Source organism: Streptomyces sp. NPDC051921 (assembly GCF_040680975.1).
GTDB lineage: Bacteria > Actinomycetota > Actinomycetes > Streptomycetales > Streptomycetaceae > Streptomyces.
This window is the reverse complement of record NZ_JBFAXU010000002.1, coordinates 387,629-403,152: the sequence shown is the minus strand read 5'-3', so window position 1 is coordinate 403,152 and position 15,524 is coordinate 387,629. Positions and strand designations below refer to the sequence as shown.

The 15,524-nt window shown below is 72.9% G+C and carries 16 protein-coding genes; 9 read left to right on the top strand and 7 right to left on the bottom strand.

Features of this window, described 5'->3' with window-relative positions; genetic code table 11:
• Positions 1 to 17: 17 nt before the first annotated feature.
• The 3 genes from AB0M16_RS04445 to AB0M16_RS04435 all read left to right on the top strand — a co-directional run bounded on the left by AB0M16_RS04445 (position 18) and on the right by AB0M16_RS04435 (position 2,952).
• A complete protein-coding gene (locus AB0M16_RS04445; RefSeq protein ID WP_365338600.1) occupies positions 18 to 1,748 on the top strand; it encodes a trypsin-like peptidase domain-containing protein in 1,731 nt (576 codons plus the stop codon).
• Between the two features lie 91 nt (positions 1,749 to 1,839).
• Positions 1,840 to 2,274: a sec-independent translocase gene (locus AB0M16_RS04440; protein ID WP_365338598.1), complete on the top strand. Its 435-nt coding sequence runs from the start codon at positions 1,840 to 1,842 to the stop codon at positions 2,272 to 2,274.
• A gap of 75 nt (positions 2,275 to 2,349) precedes the next feature.
• Positions 2,350 to 2,952 (top strand): hypothetical protein, encoded by a 603-nt coding sequence (locus AB0M16_RS04435; protein WP_365338596.1) that lies wholly within the window; start codon positions 2,350 to 2,352, stop codon positions 2,950 to 2,952.
• Positions 2,953 to 3,011: 59 nt separating this feature from the next.
• Here the strand turns inward: AB0M16_RS04435 and AB0M16_RS04430 are convergent, their stop codons facing one another.
• Genes AB0M16_RS04430 through AB0M16_RS04420 form a run of 3 tightly spaced genes read right to left on the bottom strand, consistent with a single transcriptional unit; the run spans position 3,012 to position 6,034 of the window.
• A complete protein-coding gene (locus AB0M16_RS04430) occupies positions 3,012 to 4,145 on the bottom strand; it encodes an Mrp/NBP35 family ATP-binding protein (protein ID WP_365338594.1) in 1,134 nt (377 codons plus the stop codon).
• 43 nt (positions 4,146 to 4,188) lie between these two features.
• Positions 4,189 to 4,773 carry a DUF1003 domain-containing protein gene (locus AB0M16_RS04425; RefSeq protein ID WP_365338592.1) on the bottom strand — a complete coding sequence of 195 codons (585 nt, stop codon included), beginning with the start codon at positions 4,771 to 4,773 and terminating at the stop codon, positions 4,189 to 4,191.
• Entirely contained in the window at positions 4,766 to 6,034 is a 1,269-nt protein-coding gene (locus AB0M16_RS04420; protein ID WP_365338590.1) for a CBS domain-containing protein, read from the bottom strand. The genes AB0M16_RS04425 and AB0M16_RS04420 overlap by 8 nt, the downstream gene beginning before the upstream one ends.
• A gap of 222 nt (positions 6,035 to 6,256) precedes the next feature.
• Between AB0M16_RS04420 and AB0M16_RS04415 the strand changes: the two genes are divergently transcribed.
• The gene (locus AB0M16_RS04415; protein WP_365338588.1) at positions 6,257 to 7,072 is read left to right on the top strand and encodes a hypothetical protein; all 816 of its coding nucleotides are present in this window, start codon (positions 6,257 to 6,259) and stop codon (positions 7,070 to 7,072) included.
• A gap of 43 nt (positions 7,073 to 7,115) precedes the next feature.
• On the opposite strand, the gene AB0M16_RS04410 is transcribed toward AB0M16_RS04415, so the two are convergent.
• Positions 7,116 to 7,628 carry a hypothetical protein gene (locus AB0M16_RS04410; RefSeq protein ID WP_365338586.1) on the bottom strand — a complete coding sequence of 171 codons (513 nt, stop codon included), beginning with the start codon at positions 7,626 to 7,628 and terminating at the stop codon, positions 7,116 to 7,118.
• Positions 7,629 to 7,664: 36 nt separating this feature from the next.
• Positions 7,665 to 8,798 carry a magnesium and cobalt transport protein CorA gene (locus tag AB0M16_RS04405; protein ID WP_365338584.1) on the bottom strand — a complete coding sequence of 378 codons (1,134 nt, stop codon included), beginning with the start codon at positions 8,796 to 8,798 and terminating at the stop codon, positions 7,665 to 7,667.
• Positions 8,799 to 9,224: 426 nt separating this feature from the next.
• Here AB0M16_RS04405 and AB0M16_RS04400 point away from each other — a divergent pair, with 426 nt between their 5' ends.
• From AB0M16_RS04400 to AB0M16_RS04385, 4 genes are all read left to right on the top strand, one after another.
• Positions 9,225 to 9,815, top strand: coding sequence for a suppressor of fused domain protein (locus AB0M16_RS04400; protein WP_365338583.1), 591 nt, complete (start codon positions 9,225 to 9,227; stop codon positions 9,813 to 9,815).
• Positions 9,816 to 9,927: 112 nt separating this feature from the next.
• Positions 9,928 to 10,566, top strand: a complete 639-nt coding sequence (locus tag AB0M16_RS04395) for a DUF6758 family protein (RefSeq protein ID WP_365338582.1) — start codon at positions 9,928 to 9,930, stop codon at positions 10,564 to 10,566.
• A gap of 444 nt (positions 10,567 to 11,010) precedes the next feature.
• Positions 11,011 to 11,871 carry a PHP domain-containing protein gene (locus AB0M16_RS04390; RefSeq protein WP_365338580.1) on the top strand — a complete coding sequence of 287 codons (861 nt, stop codon included), beginning with the start codon at positions 11,011 to 11,013 and terminating at the stop codon, positions 11,869 to 11,871.
• 179 nt (positions 11,872 to 12,050) lie between these two features.
• Complete coding sequence (locus AB0M16_RS04385; RefSeq protein WP_365338578.1) at positions 12,051 to 12,656, top strand: MarC family protein; 606 nt, start codon at positions 12,051 to 12,053, stop codon at positions 12,654 to 12,656.
• Positions 12,657 to 12,741: 85 nt separating this feature from the next.
• On the opposite strand, the gene AB0M16_RS04380 is transcribed toward AB0M16_RS04385, so the two are convergent.
• Positions 12,742 to 12,894 carry a hypothetical protein gene (locus AB0M16_RS04380; RefSeq protein WP_365338576.1) on the bottom strand — a complete coding sequence of 51 codons (153 nt, stop codon included), beginning with the start codon at positions 12,892 to 12,894 and terminating at the stop codon, positions 12,742 to 12,744.
• A 108-nt stretch (positions 12,895 to 13,002) separates the two neighbouring features.
• On the opposite strand from AB0M16_RS04380, the gene AB0M16_RS04375 reads away from it, so the two are divergent.
• Positions 13,003 to 13,920, top strand: coding sequence for an NYN domain-containing protein (locus AB0M16_RS04375; protein ID WP_365338574.1), 918 nt, complete (start codon positions 13,003 to 13,005; stop codon positions 13,918 to 13,920).
• Here the strand turns inward: AB0M16_RS04375 and AB0M16_RS04370 are convergent.
• The gene (locus AB0M16_RS04370; RefSeq protein ID WP_365338572.1) at positions 13,880 to 14,782 is read right to left on the bottom strand and encodes an alpha/beta hydrolase; all 903 of its coding nucleotides are present in this window, start codon (positions 14,780 to 14,782) and stop codon (positions 13,880 to 13,882) included. The genes AB0M16_RS04375 and AB0M16_RS04370 overlap by 41 nt on opposite strands.
• Positions 14,783 to 15,524 lie beyond the last annotated feature (742 nt).

Sequence of the window (15,524 nt, the reverse complement as noted above, 5' to 3'; positions counted from 1 at the left end):
TCTGTTGCGGGGAGAGCATGAAGAACGGGAAGCCGACCTGGTGGAGTCGGCCGTCGAGCAGCACACCGTCCACGACACCCGCCGCACCCGCCGATACGGCCGAGGACACGGACTTCACCCTCGCCGCCCCGGCGCCGGTCGCCGTGGCGACCGAGCCGGGGCCGGAGGCGCCGCCCGCCGCCGCGGACGAGGCCGGGGCCATATCCGAGGCCGGGACCCCGGTCGCGTCCGCCGTACCCGAGCAGGCGCCCGCGCCCGAGGCCGAGGCCACGGCATCCGTGCCCGTCGTGGCGGAAGCAGCCGTGGAGCCCGTACCGGAGCCGGCGCCGGTCGCCGAGCCCGCGCCGGCACCGGTCGCCGAGCCGGCGCCCGAGCCCGTACCCGCGCAGACGCCGGCGACCGCAGGGGCCGCGCAGACGGCCGCGCAGCCCCTGCACGCCCCCGACCCGTACCGGACGCCGCCCTACGGCGAGCCGGGCCCGTGGGCGCCCGCGCCGCCCGTCCAGCGGCCCCTGCCGCCCGTGCCGCCCACGCAGGCCGGCCCGGCGGCACCGCCGCCCCACACGCCCGCCCTGCCCCCCGCGTACGACCCGTGGGGCCTGCCGCAGCCCCCGGCCGAGGGCAAGAAGCCCAGGAAGCCGCGGCGCGGCCTCGCGCTCGTCGGCGCGCTGGCCTTCGCCCTCGTCACCGGCGTCATCGGCGGCGGCGTCGGCGCGTACGTCGAACGGCACGGCGGCATCACCAGCGTCGAACTGCCCCAGTCGGACCCCGAGAGCATCGGCCGCGCCCCCGAGAGCGTCGCCGGGATCGCCGCCCGCGCCCTCCCCGGCGTCGTCACCATCCACGTGAGCGGCAGCGGCTCCTCCGGCACCGGCACCGGCTTCGTCCTCGACACCGGCGGCCACATCCTCACGAACAACCACGTGGTGGACGCGGCCGCCTCCTCCGGCGAGATCTCCGTCACCTTCTCCAACGGCGAGTCCGCCCGCGCCAAGCTCATCGGCCGCGACACCGGCTACGACCTCGCCGTCATCCAGGTGTCCGGCGTCTCCGGCCTCGAGCCGCTGCGGCTCGGCAACTCCGACAACGTGCGCGTCGGGGACCCCGTCGTCGCCATCGGCGCCCCCTTCGACCTCTCCAACACCGTGACCTCCGGCATCATCAGTGCCAAGGAGCGCCCGATCACCGCCGGCGGGGAGAAGGGCGACGGCAGCGACATCAGCTACGTCGACGCGCTGCAGACCGACGCCCCGATAAACCCCGGCAACTCCGGCGGTCCGCTGCTGGACTCGCAGGCCCGGGTCATCGGCATCAACAGCGCCATCCGCGCGGCCGGCAACGGTTCCGGCGGCGAGAGCGGCGCCCAGTCCGGCTCCATCGGCCTCGGCTTCGCCATCCCCGTCAACCAGGGCAAGCGGGTCGCCGAGGAACTCATCAACACCGGCAAGGCCACCCACCCGGTGATCGGGGTCAGCCTCGACATGCAGTACGGCGGCGACGGCGCGCGGGTCGGCGAGAAGGGCAAGGGCGGCGCCTCGTCCGTCACGCCCGGCGGCCCGGCCGACAAGGCCGGCATCCGCCCGGGCGACGTCATCACCAAGGTCGACGGCCAGCGCGTGCACAGCGGCGAGGAGCTGATCGTGAAGATCCGCGCACACCGCCCCGGCGACCGGCTCAAGCTGACCCTGACCCGTGACGGCAAAGAGCAGACAAAGACGTTGACCCTCGGTTCCTCGACGGGCGGCTAGCCGCCATGTGGAGGACACCACGTGGTACCCGTCGGACAGTTTCGGCGGGTACCGTGGAGCGGTCCTGGGACCGGCGTGAAGGAGCTACAAGGTGTTCAGCGACATAGGCGCGCTCGAGCTGGTGACGCTCGTGGTGCTCGCCGTGCTCATCTTCGGCCCCGAGAAGCTGCCCAAGGTCATCCAGGACGTCTCCCGGTTCATCCGCAAGGTGCGCGAGTTCTCCGACGGCGCGAAGCAGGACATCCGCAACGAGCTCGGCCCGGAGTTCAAGGACTTCGAGTTCGAGGACCTCAACCCCAAGACCTTCATCCGCAAGCAGCTCGAAGGCAACGAGGACCTCAAGGAGCTCAAGGAGCTCCGCTCCACGTTCGACCTCAAGAAGGAGATGAACGAGGTCGCGGACGCGGTCCACAGCCGGGAGGCCGCACCCGCGCCCACCGCGGTCAACGGCTCCCCCGACCTGCTGAAGAAGCAGGACAAGCCGGACGCCGGCGAGCGCCCGCCGTACGACGCGGACGCCACCTGACGACGCCCTGTCACCGACCCACTGCGTCCTGGTGGCTATCCTCCCTCTGTTGACGGAACGAGGAGGCGGCCGGAGATGAAGACGACGAGTCGGGTGGAAGCCGACGGGTTTCTGCGCGCACCCTTCGCCTGGTACGGGCTCGACGAGGCGTTCACCGGGCCCCGCCGGCTGATGCAGATCGGCACGGCGGCGGACGGGACCGTGCAGCACGGCTCCATGGGCCACGGTGACGAGCCGTCGATAAAGTCCGAGGCCGGCGGCGCGGAGAAGGAGCGTTTCGCGATCGTCGTGACGGTCGCCGCCAACCCCGTACGCCGCTCCGGCGACGGCACGGGCGTCCTGGACGCCACCACGGTCTCCTCCGCGGCCTGGCTGGCGGGCTCGGGCCTGCTGGCCCACACCTGGCCCGCCCAGCTCGACCACGCCCTGCGGGACAACTGGCTGGACCAGCAGACCGAGACGGCCTTCGAACTCGCCGACGACCTCGAAGGCCCCGCCTGGTCCACCCTCTCGCTCCCGGTGGACGGCGTACCGGTGCCGTTCCACTACCGGGAGTCCGAGTTCGGATGGGTGCTGGCGGGCTCGGCGCCCGGGGTGCACATCGGGGCGTACGGGCGGGGGATGAGCGCGTACGGCCTGGGCTTCGCGCAGGTGAAGGACCTGGGCGCGTACGCCTGATCCGACCGACGGCATGACGAAGGGCGCCCCGCGGACCGCGGGGCGCCCTTCGGCGTGTGTCAGAACTTGTTCTTCGGCGTGATGCCCAGGCTCATGCCCGACAGACCGCGCTGGCGGCCGCCGAGCTTGCCCGCGATGGTGCGCAGGGCCGCGCCGGCCGGGGAGTCGGGGGCGGCCAGGACGACCGGCCTGCCGTCGTCGCCGCCCTCGCGCAGACGCACGTCGATCGGGATGGAGCCGAGCACCGGGACGGTCGCGCCGGTGGTCTTCGTCAGGCCGTCCGCGACCTTCTGGCCGCCGCCCGAGCCGAACACGTCGACCATCTCGTCGCAGTGCGGGCAGGGCATGCCCGACATGTTCTCGACGACGCCGACGATCTTCTGGTGGGTCTGCACGGCGATCGAACCGGCCCGCTCGGCGACCTCCGCCGCCGCCTGCTGCGGGGTGGTGACGACCAGGATCTCCGCGGTCGGCACGAGCTGGGCGACCGAGATCGCGATGTCGCCGGTGCCCGGCGGCAGGTCGAGCAGGAGGACGTCCAGGTCGCCCCAGTACACGTCCGCGAGGAACTGCTGGAGCGCGCGGTGCAGCATCGGGCCGCGCCACACGACCGGCGCGTTGCCCGGGGTGAACATGCCGATGGAGATGACCTTCACGCCGTTCGCCGACGGCGGCATGATCATGTTCTCGACCTGGGTCGGACGGCCGTCCACGCCCAGCATGCGGGGCACGCTGTGGCCGTAGATGTCGGCGTCCACGACACCGACCTTCAGACCGTCGGCGGCCATCGCCGCCGCCAGGTTGACCGTCACCGAGGACTTGCCGACACCGCCCTTGCCGGAGGCGACCGCGTAGACGCGGGTCAGCGAACCGGGCTTCGCGAACGGGACCTCGCGCTCGGCGGTGGTGCCGCGCAGCGCCGCCGCGAGCTCCTTGCGCTGCTCGTCGCTCATCACGTCCAGCGAGACGTCGACGCCCGTCACTCCCTCGACGCGGGAGACGGCGTCGGTCACGCGCTGGGTGATGGTGTCGCGCATGGGGCAGCCGGAGACCGTCAGGTAGACGGTGACGGCGACCCGCCCGTCGGAACCGATCTCCACCGACTTGACCATGCCGAGCTCGGTGATCGGTTTGTTGATCTCGGGGTCGTTCACCGTCGCCAGTGCTTCGCGCACCGCGTCTTCCGTAGCCATAGAGAGATGGTACGGCGACGACCACCGGCTCATGAAAGCCCTGTCAACGGTCGGGTACGTCACTCCCCCGGCCGCCCTCGTCCGGGAATAGATCCCGGCGCTCCCCGTCCCGGTGCTCCAGCTCCTTCAACAGGTCCTGGAGCTCGGAGCGCATCCAGTCGCGCGTGGCCACCTCGCCCAGGCCCATCCGCAGCGCCGCGACCTCCCGGGTCAGGTACTCGGTGTCGGCGATCGAGCGCTCGTTCTGCTTGCGGTCCTGCTCCAGGTTGACGCGGTCCCGGTCGTCCTGGCGGTTCTGCGCGAGCAGGATGAGCGGGGCCGCGTACGAGGCCTGCAGGGACAGCATCAGGGTCAGGAAGATGAACGGGTACTTGTCGAAGCGCAGGTCCTCCGGCGCGGACACGTTCCACACCACCCAGGCGATGATGAGCAGCGTCATCCAGACGAGGAACCGGCCCGTCCCCAGGAAGCGCGCGATGCGCTCCGAGAGGCGTCCGAAGGCCTCGGGGTCGTACTCCGGGAGCAGCCGGGCGCGCCGTGCCCGCGGCTGGTCGAGCCGGATCCGCGGCAGCGGGCGGTCCCGCTCCCGGTCCCGCTCCCGGTCCCGCTCCTGAGTGCGCTCAGCCACCGTGCACCCCCTCCTCGTGGAACTCGGTCTCGCGCCAGTCGTCGGGCAGCAGGTGGTCGAGCACGTCGTCGACGGTCACCGCGCCGAGCAGCGAACCGCTCTCGTCCACCACCGGCGCCGCGACCAGGTTGTACGCGGCGAAGTAGCTCGTCACGGCCGGCAGCGGGGTGTCCGGGCCGAGCGGCGGCAGGTCGCTGTCCACCAGCGCGCTGACCAGCGTGAACGGCGGGTCCCTGAGCAGCCGCTGGAAGTGCACCGTGCCCAGGTACTTGCCCGTCGGCGTCTCGTCCGGCGGGCGGCACACGTACACCTGCGCGGCGAGCGCGGGGGAGAGGTCCTGCTGGCGCACCCGTGCCAGCGCGTCGGCGACCGTGGCGTCCGGGCGCAGCACGATCGGCTCGGTGGTCATCAGACCGCCCGCGGTCCGCTCCTCGTATGCCAGGAGCCGGCGCACGTCCGCCGCGTCGTCCGGCTGCATGAGGGTGAGCAGCCGCTCCTTGTCCTCCTCCGGCAGCTCGGAGAGCAGGTCGGCGGCGTCGTCCGGGTCCATCGCCTCCAGGACGTCGGCGGCCCGCTCCTCCTTGAGCTTGCCCAGGATCTCGATCTGGTCGTCCTCCGGCAGCTCCTCCAGGACGTCGGCGAGCCGGTCGTCGTCGAGCGCTGCGGCGACCTCGGCCCGGCGCTTGGGGGAGAGGTGGTGCAGTACGTTGGCGAGGTCGGCGGGGCGGAGCTTCTCGAAGGTGGCGACGAGGTTCTCGGCGCCCTGCCCGTGCTCCTCCAGGGAGAAGCCGGTGACGGCCGACCACTCGACCGTCAGCGCCTCGCCCCGGCGGCGCAGCGCCCCGCCCTTGCCGCGGCGTACGTAGACCTTGTCGATCTCCCAGTCGCGGCGGGCCGGCAGCTGCTGGATGGCCACGTCCAGGACGGTGACCTCCTCGCCCGTCTCCACCAGCGTCACCCGGCGGTCGAGGAGCTCGCCGAGGACGAGCCGCTCGGTGGGGCGCTGCTCGAAGCGGCGCATGTTGACCACGCCGGTGGTGATGACCTGACCGGACTCGACGCCGGTGATCCGGGTCATGGGCACGAAGACGCGGCGCCGGGACAGCACCTCGACCACCATGCCGAGGAGCCGGGGCGGGCGACGGCCGACCCGCAGCATCGCCACCAGATCGCTGACCCGGCCGACCTGGTCGCCGACCGGGTCGAAGACGGGGACGCCGGCGAGGTGGGAGACGAAGATCCGGGGGGCGCCTGCCGCCATGCCACGCGCCTCCTCGATGCCGCACGATTCGGGTGGGTCCGGGGCCCGACGCCCCGCTTGCCGGGTTCAGGCTAGCCCGTGCCGCTCGGTGCCGCTCCGGCAGAGCGCCCGTCCGGCTGCCTGCGGCGCCGCGATCCGGCCCGGGTACGCTGCGGTCTGCCGATCCCACCGGCACCCGGCTTCGACCGGGGCCTGTCCCCCCACCGTCAGAGAGGCGCCCAGGTGACCGTTCTCCGTCCGTCCTCGCGCATCCGCCGGGCCGCCCTGCCGCTGGCGCTGTGCGCCGGCCTCATGACGGCGCTGACCGCCTGCGCTTCCGACCCGGACGAGGGGACCAACGGCGTGGGGAAGCTCGATGCGGCGTCCATCGAGCAGAAGGCCCAGACGGCGGCGGACGCGGCGAAGGCGGTGCGCCTGTCCGGCACGCTCGTCAGCAAGGGCGGCACGTACAAGCTCAACATGCGCCTCAAGCAGGACGGCGCCTCCGGCTCGGTGACCATCAAGAACAGCACCTTCGAGCTGCTGCGGGTCGGCGACGCGCTCTACCTGAAGGCCGACGCGGCGTTCTGGGAGCACGAGGACGCACCCACCGACCAACCCTCCGCCGCCGCGTCCGCCTCGGCCTCGTCGGACTCCGGCGCGGACTCCTCCGCGGGCTCCGACGCCGGTTCCGAGGCCGCCGACAAGCTCGACGACATGTACGTGAAGGTGCCGCAGGACGACCCCTCGTACAAGCAGCTGCGCGGCTTCACCGACATGGACCTGCTGCTCGACGGCCTCATCGGGCTGCACGGCGACGTCGCCAAGGGCGAATACGACAAGATCGGCGGGGTCCGCACGATCAACGTCAAGGGGGGCGCGGACGGCGAGGGCGGCTCCCTCGACGTCTCCCTGGACGGCACCCCGTTCCCGGTGCGCTTCGCGCGGGGCGGCGGCGCGGGAGTGGTCGTCCTGTCCGAGTGGGACAAGGACTTCCCGCTCGCCGAGCCGGCGAAGGGCCAGACCCTGGACTACGGCAAGCAACTGCCGCGCACCTGAGGCCGACCGGCAGGGCCGGTACGGCCCGCTCGACGGGACGCTCCTAGCGCTTGCGGCGCTTCTTCAGGAGCAGCTTCGGCAGCCCCGCCGGGATCGGGCGGCGGGTGATGCCCGGGGAGGGCAGAGGCGCGGCGGCCAGGGAGCCGTCCGGAAGGTCGGTCGTCGAGGTGCGCGGGTCGAGCCGGACGACGCGGCACTCGCGGGCCCAGCGGTCCGGCATGGCCTCGCCGTCGGAGGCGTTGAGCCGCTTGCCCTTCAGCTCGGCGACGGCCGCGTCCCACTCCTCCGTACCGGCCGCAAGCTCGCGCACCGCGGCCGTCCAGGCGACGATCCGTCCGCCCTTGTCCTTGCTGCGCACGGTGACCTCGGCGGTGCCGCCGTCCACCAGGCCCGGCAGCGGCTGTTCGCCGGGGCCGTCGCCGACGACGTGCGCGGCGCCGTCGTGCCAGACGTGCCAGAGCGCCCGGGCGGCCGGGGCCTCGCCCCGGACCCAGATGAGGCCGGACTTCTTGGTGGCCTCCTCGACGAGGGCGGGCCCGAGCTGCGCGTCTGTCATGCCCGCAGCTTAGTCACCGCCGGGGCGGCCCCGGCGCTACAGCCAGCCGTTCCGCTTGAGGGTGCGGTGGATGGCGAAGCAGATGCCGGCGATGCCGACGAGCACCATCGGGTAGCCGTACTTCCAGTGCAGTTCCGGCATGTGGTCGAAGTTCATGCCGTAGACGCCGCAGACCGCCGTCGGGACGGCGACGATCGCGGCCCACGAGGTGATCTTGCGCATGTCCTCGTTCTGGGCGACGGTCGCCTGCGCCAGGTTGGCCTGGAGGATCGAGTTGAGCAGTTCGTCGAAGCCGATGACCTGCTCCTGGACGCGCGCCAGGTGGTCGGCGACGTCCCGGAAGTACTTCTGGATGTCCGGGTCGACCAGCCGCATCGGGCGCTCGCTGAGCAACTGCATCGGGCGCAGCAGCGGGGTGACGGCCCGCTTGAACTCCAGGACCTCGCGCTTGAGCTGGTAGATCCGGCCGGTGTCAGTGCCGCGCGTGGAGCCCTTGGCGGGCGGCGAGAAGACGTCGATCTCGATCTGGTCGATGTCGAGCTCGACGGCGTCGGCGACCGCGATGTAGCCGTCGACGACGTGGTCGGCGATGGCGTGCAGGACGGCCGAGGGGCCCTTCGCGAGGAGCTCGGGCTCGCCCTGGAGGCGGTGCCGGAGGTTGCGCAGCGAGCCCTGCCCGCCGTGCCGGACGGTGATGACGAAGTCGGGGCCGGTGAAGACCATGACCTCGCCGGTCTCCACCACCTCGCTGGTCGCGGTGAGTTCGGCGTGCTCCACGTAGTGGATCGTCTTGAAGACGGTGAAGAGGGTGTCGTCGTAGCGCTCCAGCTTGGGCCGCTGGTGGGCGTGGACGGCGTCCTCGACGGCGAGCGGGTGCAGCCCGAACTCCGCGGCGATACCGGCGAATTCGGCCTCGGTCGGCTCGTGCAGGCCGATCCACGCGAAGCCGCCGCTCTCCCGTACCTGGCGCATCGCGCCGCGCGGCGTCAGGCACGCCCGGTCGTCGACCCGGCGCCCGTCGCGGTAGACGGCGCAGTCGACGACGGCCGTCGCGGCCGTGGGGTCGCGGGTGGCGTCGTAGTTGGCGTACGGGGAGACGGTGGTGGGCTTGCGCAGGGAGTGCCGCAGGGACGGACGTACGGCGGCGCGCAGGTCACGGATCATCGACATGGGCGTGCTCCTTCACGGAGAGGCCGCCGGCGAGCGTGGCACAGCCCGGAATGGGGACGTTGAGCTACGTCGTCCACAAAGCGGGCGGCACCGGAGGATCGCGGTGACGGCGTTCGCTACAGACAGGCAAAGAGGAGTGCTCTTCCGTCCTGCGCACGCCGGGGAGGGGAGGCCGCAACAGGGCTGACGCGGTCCTCAGGTCACCGGAGGGAGAGGCGCACCGGGCGGGGTGCGCTGGGGCGGAAGAGCGTGCTGGTACTGCCCGATCGACTTCGATCCATCGCAGTCCCACCTCCTCCGGCCGGTCCCTCGTGAGGGATGACGTGTGACGAGCAGTCGGGAATCCCGACCAGTGGCCAAGACTATCAGCCGACAGAGGGTCAATCCCTTACTTTGCCCGTTCCATACGCGCTTTATGCTCGCGGCATGGGAGAAATTCTTGCTCTGGTCGAGGCCCGGCTGCGCACGGCCCTCGGTGAGCCGGACGCACGGGCCGCGATCACCTTCCTCGGCACCGACCGCATCGAGGTGCTCCGTTTCGTCGACGCCGAGGCCGGCCTCGTGCGCTACGCGACCCTCGGCATGTCCGCCCAGCCGATGGCGGATCCGACCTCCGCGCTCGCCGACCCGGTGAAGGGCCCCCGCGCCGAACTGGTGCTGTCCGTGCGGGCCGGGCTGGCGGACACGGACAAGGTGCTCCGCCCGCTCGCGGTGCTCGCCGCCACCCCGCAGGTGGAGGGCGTGGTCGTGGCTCCGGGCGCTTCGCTCGACGTGGGCGAGCCGTTGTGGCCCGGCGCCCCCTTCAGCTCGGTGCTGGTCGCCGAGTCCGGCGGGCTCGTGGAGGACCTGGATCTGAACGAGCCCATGGACCCGGTGCGTTTCCTGCCGCTGCTGCCGATGACCTCGAACGAGGCGGCGTGGAAGCGCGTGCACGGGGCGCAGGCCCTGGAGGAGCGTTGGCTGGCGAACGGAACGGACCTCCGTGACCCGCTCCGCAGGTCCGTGCCGTTGGACTGAACGGGGTCGGGATCCGACAGGAGTCGGCGGAGTGTGAACGGCTCCGGCCGGACGGGTGATCATCGGTGATCGTCCTTGACGCGAGGCCCCAGGGGTAGGACCGTTGAGCCCTATGAGGGGCGAACCCAGTTGCCCGAAGTGCGGTGGCCGGGTCAGGGCGCCCGGTCTCTTTGCCGACTCCTGGCAGTGCGACGTGCACGGCTCGGTGCACCCGCTCCAGCCCGTGATCCCGCCCAGCGTCGAGGCTCTCGGTGTCGTGGTGCACCGTGCCCACGTGCCGGTGTGGATGCCGTGGCCCCTGCCCGTCGGATGGCTGTTCACCGGGGTCGCGTACGCCGGTGACGACCGCAGCGGTGGCCGTGCGACCGCCGTGGCCTGCTCGGGACCCGGTCCGCTCGGCGGCATCGGGGAGCTGCTGCTCGTCGCCGAGGAGCTCGGCGTCGGTCTCGGTGCCCGGTACGCGGGCATCGACGGCCCCGATCCCGGCACCGGCATGGCGATCGACAAGCCGCCGCAGGTCAAGGTGCTCGCCGCCGGCCGGCCGACCCCGCTCTGGCACGTCACCGGGGCCCCGCAGGACCGTGCGGTCTTCGCGGGCGAGGCGCGCGGGCTCTGGCTGTGGGCGATCGTCTGGCCCGAGCAGTCCGGCCTGCTGATGTACGACGAGCTGGTCCTCACCGACCTGCGGGACGCGGGCGCGGAGGTCGAGCTGCTGCCGTGCGGGGCGCTGACGCCGAGGCTTCTGACGTAGCGGCGCGGCCGCGCGACGGCGGTCGGCGGGCGACCGCGCCCACGGCGGCCGGGCGGGCGAGCTCGCGACGGCCGGGCGGCGCGCGCGGCTCCAACGGCGGCCGGGCGGTGCTCGTACCCCGTACGGCGCTCGGTCGGCGCGTACGGCGCTCCGACGGCGCGTACGGCGCTCGGTCGGTGTGTGTGGCGGTGCCTGGGCACGTGGGGCTCAGGCGGTGTGTGGCGGCGCGCGGCCGGGCGGTGCTCCGGCGGCGCCCGGGGAGGGTGCTTTCGGCGGCCCTCGGAGCGCGGTCGGCGCGAGGGGTGGTGCGCCGGTTGCGGGACGCGGTGGTGCGGTCGCGGGGGTAAGGGGCGCGCGGTCCGCTGGATCCGTACGGATGTGTGCTCTTCGCCCGTTATGCTGGAGCGTCCCCTCCGTCCGCCCCGAACCCTGGAGTCCCGCGTCGTGCGCATCGACCTGCACACCCACTCCACGGCCTCGGACGGTACGGACACCCCGGCCGAGCTGGTCCGGAACGCGGCCGCCGCCGGGCTCGACGTGGTCGCGCTGACCGACCACGACACCACCCGCGGGTACGCGGAAGCCGTCGCCGCCCTGCCCGAGGGGCTCACCCTCGTCACCGGAGCCGAGCTGTCCTGCCGCCTCGACGGCGTGAGCCTGCACATGCTGGCGTACCTCTTCGACCCCGAGGAGCCCGCCCTCGCCGCCGAGCGCGAGCTGGTCCGCGACGACCGCGTGCCGCGGGCCCGCGCCATGGTCGGCAAGCTCCAGGAGCTCGGCGTCCCGGTCACCTGGGAGCAGGTCGCCCGGATCGCCGGCGACGGCTCCCTGGGCCGCCCGCACGTCGCCGAGGCCCTCGTCGAGCTGGGTGTCGTTCCGGACGTCTCCGGCGCCTTCACGCCCGAGTGGCTCGCCGACGGCGGCCGGGCGTACGTCGAGAAGCACGAGCTGGACCCGATCGAGGCGATCCGCCTGGTCAAGGCCGCCGGCGGGGTCACCGTCTTCGCGCACCCGCTGGCCGTCAAGCGCGGCGAGTGCGTGCCCGAGTCCGCGATCGTCCGGCTCGCCGAGGCCGGTCTCGACGGCATCGAGGTGGACCACATGGACCACGACGAGCCGACCCGGACGCGGCTGCGCGGCCTCGCCGGGGAACTGGGGCTGCTGACCACGGGCTCCAGCGACTACCACGGCAGCCGCAAGACCTGCGCCCTCGGGGACTGCACGACGGACCCCGAGATCTACGGCGAGATCACGCGCCGGGCCACGGGCGCCTTCCCGGTGCCGGGCGCCGGCGGACGCCGCTAGCCGCCGACGCCACCACGCTGCGTCCTTCCGGGCGCCGTGCGGCGTGACCGCCGTGCGTGCCGACGTGGTGCGTCCGTCTTCCCCGTCTTCCGTTCCGCGGGGTCCCTCCCTGCCCCTTCTCCGGAACCCCCAGTTCCGGATGCTCTTGTACACCCCTTTCCTGCAAGGTCACCTTCACCGTGTTCGACGTCGCCGTCTTCGGCTCGCTGTTCCTGACTCTCTTTGTGATCATGGATCCCCCCGGGATCACCCCGATCTTCCTCGCCCTCACCTCCGGCCGCGCCTCCAAGGTCCAGCGCCGTATGGCCTGGCAGGCCGCCGCCGTCGCCCTCGGCGTCATCACCGTCTTCGGCATCCTGGGCCAGCAGATCCTCGACTACCTGCACGTCTCCGTCCCCGCGCTGATGATCGCGGGTGGACTGCTCCTCCTGCTCATCGCGCTCGACCTGCTCACCGGCAAGACCGACGAGCCCAAGCAGACCAAGGACGTCAACGTCGCCCTCGTACCCCTGGGCATGCCGCTGCTCGCCGGCCCCGGCGCGATCGTGTCGGTCATCCTGGCCGTGCAGCACGCCGACGGCGTGGCCTCGCAGGTCTCCGTGTGGACCGCGATCGTCGCCATGCACGTGGTGCTCTGGCTCACCATGCGCTACTCGCTGGTGATCATCCGGGTCATCAAGGACGGCGGCGTCGTCCTGGTGACGCGGCTCGCGGGCATGATGCTCTCCGCGATCGCCGTGCAGCAGATCATCAACGGTGTCACGCAGGTGATCCAGGGCTCCTGAGGCCCCCCGGACGCCACTGCGCCCCCGTACGGATTCCGGTCTGCGGAGTCCGTGCGGGGGCGCGGTGCGTGAAAGGGTGTGCCCGTTACGAGGCCGTGGTCTCGGCGGGGCGGATCCAGATGCGCTGGCCGATCGCTGCGGCCTGCTGCACGATCCCGTTGACGGAGGAGGCGTCCACGACGGTGCGGTCGACGGGCGTACCGTCGATGTCGTCGAGTCGCAGGATTTCGAAGCGCATGGGCTTCTCCCTTCGTCTGAGTTGATCCTCCTGATGGAGAACTGCGTTACGTAGGGGTCCAACGGGATGCATCCTGCAAACATTCCCTACGCTAAGGAAATTTTTCGGATGACTAACTACTCGCCGGTAGGGAGGGACGAACCGACCGGGATCGAGGCCCGCCTGGAGCGCACCAACGAGCTCCTCCGGCGGATGCTGGCCGAGGTGGCGAAGACCCCTTCGACACACGCCATCTTCGTCGACGCGGGTTACGTCTATGCTTCCGCCGGGTTGCTGGTCGCGGGCACCGAGGACCGGCGCAACTTCGACCTCGACGCCGAGGGGCTCATCGAGGCCTTCATCGACACCGCGCGCACGATCTTCGCCGACAGCCGGCTGCTGCGCGTGTACTGGTACGACGGCGCCCGGCGCCGCATCCACACCCCCGAGCAGCAGGCCGTCGCCGCACTCCCCGACGTCAAGGTCAGGCTCGGCAACCTCAACTCCAACAACCAGCAGAAGGGCGTCGACTCCCTCATCCGCACCGACCTGGAGTCCCTCGCCCGGCACCGCGCCATCAGCGACGCCGCCCTCATCGGCGGCGACGAGGACCTCGTCTCCGCCGTCGAGGCCGCCCAGGGCTACGGCGCCCGCGTCCACCTCTGGGGCATCGAGGCGGCCGAGGGCGGCAACCAGGCCGAACCCCTGCTCTGGGAGGTCGACAGCCAGCGCGTCTTCGACCTCGACTTCTGCCGCCCCTACGTGACCCGCAAGCCCGTCACGCTGTACGAGAACGAGGGCGAGCCCCCGCCCTCACGCGACGAGGTCCGCTTCGTCGGCGCGCAGATCGCCGCGACCTGGCTCGTCGAGCGCGGCCGCGACCAGCTCGCCGAACTGCTCCCCGGCCACCCCTATCTGCCGGGCCCCGTCGACCAGGACCTCCTCGTCGAGGCGGAACGCCTGCTGAGCCGGTCCCTGCGCGGCCACGCCGCCCTGCGCCGCTCCCTCAGGGACGGCTTCTGGCAGCACCTGCGGGCGCAGTACTGACCTCGGCGGCGCGGTCCCAGAAGGCGGTGAGCCGCGCCGCCAGCTCCCCCGGGTGCGACACGTTGGGGGAGTGCCCCGCGCCCACCACCACCGTGTGGTGCGCGCCGGTGCGGGCCGCCGCCGCGGCCAGGTCGGGGACCGGCCACACCGTCTCCTCGTCGCCGTACGCGATGTGCAGCGGGAGCGGCAGTGCCAGCAGCGCCGCCGTGCCGTCCGGGTCGCCGAGCAGCAGCCGGCCGGCGCCCGCCAGCTGCGCGATCCGGGTCCGCATCCACCGCCGGCGCAGGAACCGCACGATCTCCGGCGGATCCGCCGCGCCCGGCTCCTCGCCCCGGCTGTCCAGCCAGCGGGTCGCCTGCCACACCCGCTCCTTCGACAGCACCGCGAGCGCGCCGCGCAGCGCCCGGACGCGCGCCCGCTGGGAACGGGCGACCTTGGTCGGGCCCGAGGACAGCAGGGTCAGCGAGACGAACGCGTCGGGCGCGAGCTGCGCCGCCGCGCGGGCCACCAGGCCACCGAAGGAGTGCCCGAGCAGGTGCACGGGACCGTCGCCGAGCGCCGCGGCCTGCGCCACCGCGTCCAGGGCGAGCGCCTTGCGCCGGTAGGCGGCCCGGCCGCGCGGCCCCGGCGTCTCGTGCTGGCCGCGCCCGTCGACGGCGACGGCGCGATAGCCGGCCTCGGCGAGCGGGCCGAGGAGCGCGAGGAAGTCCTCCTTGCTGCCCGTGTAGCCGGGCAGCAGCAGAGCGGTCCCGTGCCGGGAGCCTGCGGGGGCGGTGTCGAGGACGGCGAAGTCGCCGCGCGCGGTGGTGAGCCGGTAGGCACGGGTGCGCGGCGGCAGCTCCAGGGACCGGGGCTTGCTCATACAGGGACTGTAACGGCAGGGTCGGGCGGGCCGCACGCACGGCCGCGGTGCCCCCGCCGCGCCTGCCTGCGTCCCGGCGGCGCCGGCCCAGGCCGGGCTACGGGGCGCGCCGCGGCCCGTACCCGGGTGGTGCCGCCGTGCGGCGCTCGGGCGCCCGGCCCCGGGGCCTCCGCCCCGCGGTACGGCCGCAGCCGTTATCCGGGTGGTGCCGTGCCGCGCTCGGGCGCCCGGCCCCGGGGCCTCCGCCGCGCACGCGGTCCGGGGCCCCGCTCGGGTCGGGCGGCGGCTGGTACCTGGGTGTGCCGTGCGGCGCCGGGGCGCCGGGCCCGGGGCCGTGCGCCCCGCTCGGTACGGGCCGCGGCCAGGTACCTGGGGGCGTGCGGCGCCCGGGCTTGTGGCTGGGTGGCTTCAGGGGTGGTTCGTGGTGCGGCGCGGCTCGGGCCGGGGCGGCGGCTGGTACCTGGGTGGGGTGGTCGGTCGCCCGGGTCCGAGGGCTGCTGGCTTCGGGGCGTGTTCGTGGTGCGGCGCTGCTCGGAACGGGCCGCGGCCCGGTCCCTCGGGGAGGGACCGGGCCGCGGCGGGTGATGCTCGGGCGTGCTCACGCCTCCGGCTGGGCGGTCGCCTTCTTGGCCACGCGCTTGCGCGGTGCGGCCTTCTTCGGCGCCTCCGCCGGGTCGACCGCCTCGGCGGCCTTCTTCGTCGTACGCCGACGGGTCGGCGTCTTCGGCTCGGACGCGTCCGG

Coding starts and splice junctions, on each gene's coding strand:
- AB0M16_RS04445 (WP_365338600.1), top strand. CDS start 18: ATGAAGAACGGGAAGCCGACCTGGTGGAGTCGGCCGTCGAGCAGCACA.
- AB0M16_RS04435 (WP_365338596.1), top strand. CDS start 2,350: ATGAAGACGACGAGTCGGGTGGAAGCCGACGGGTTTCTGCGCGCACCC.
- AB0M16_RS04430 (WP_365338594.1), bottom strand. CDS start 4,145: ATGGCTACGGAAGACGCGGTGCGCGAAGCACTGGCGACGGTGAACGAC.
- AB0M16_RS04420 (WP_365338590.1), bottom strand. CDS start 6,034: ATGGCGGCAGGCGCCCCCCGGATCTTCGTCTCCCACCTCGCCGGCGTC.
- AB0M16_RS04410 (WP_365338586.1), bottom strand. CDS start 7,628: ATGACAGACGCGCAGCTCGGGCCCGCCCTCGTCGAGGAGGCCACCAAG.
- AB0M16_RS04405 (WP_365338584.1), bottom strand. CDS start 8,798: ATGTCGATGATCCGTGACCTGCGCGCCGCCGTACGTCCGTCCCTGCGG.
- AB0M16_RS04400 (WP_365338583.1), top strand. CDS start 9,225: ATGGGAGAAATTCTTGCTCTGGTCGAGGCCCGGCTGCGCACGGCCCTC.
- AB0M16_RS04395 (WP_365338582.1), top strand. CDS start 9,928: ATGAGGGGCGAACCCAGTTGCCCGAAGTGCGGTGGCCGGGTCAGGGCG.
- AB0M16_RS04380 (WP_365338576.1), bottom strand. CDS start 12,894: ATGCGCTTCGAAATCCTGCGACTCGACGACATCGACGGTACGCCCGTC.
- AB0M16_RS04375 (WP_365338574.1), top strand. CDS start 13,003: ATGACTAACTACTCGCCGGTAGGGAGGGACGAACCGACCGGGATCGAG.
- AB0M16_RS04370 (WP_365338572.1), bottom strand. CDS start 14,782: ATGAGCAAGCCCCGGTCCCTGGAGCTGCCGCCGCGCACCCGTGCCTAC.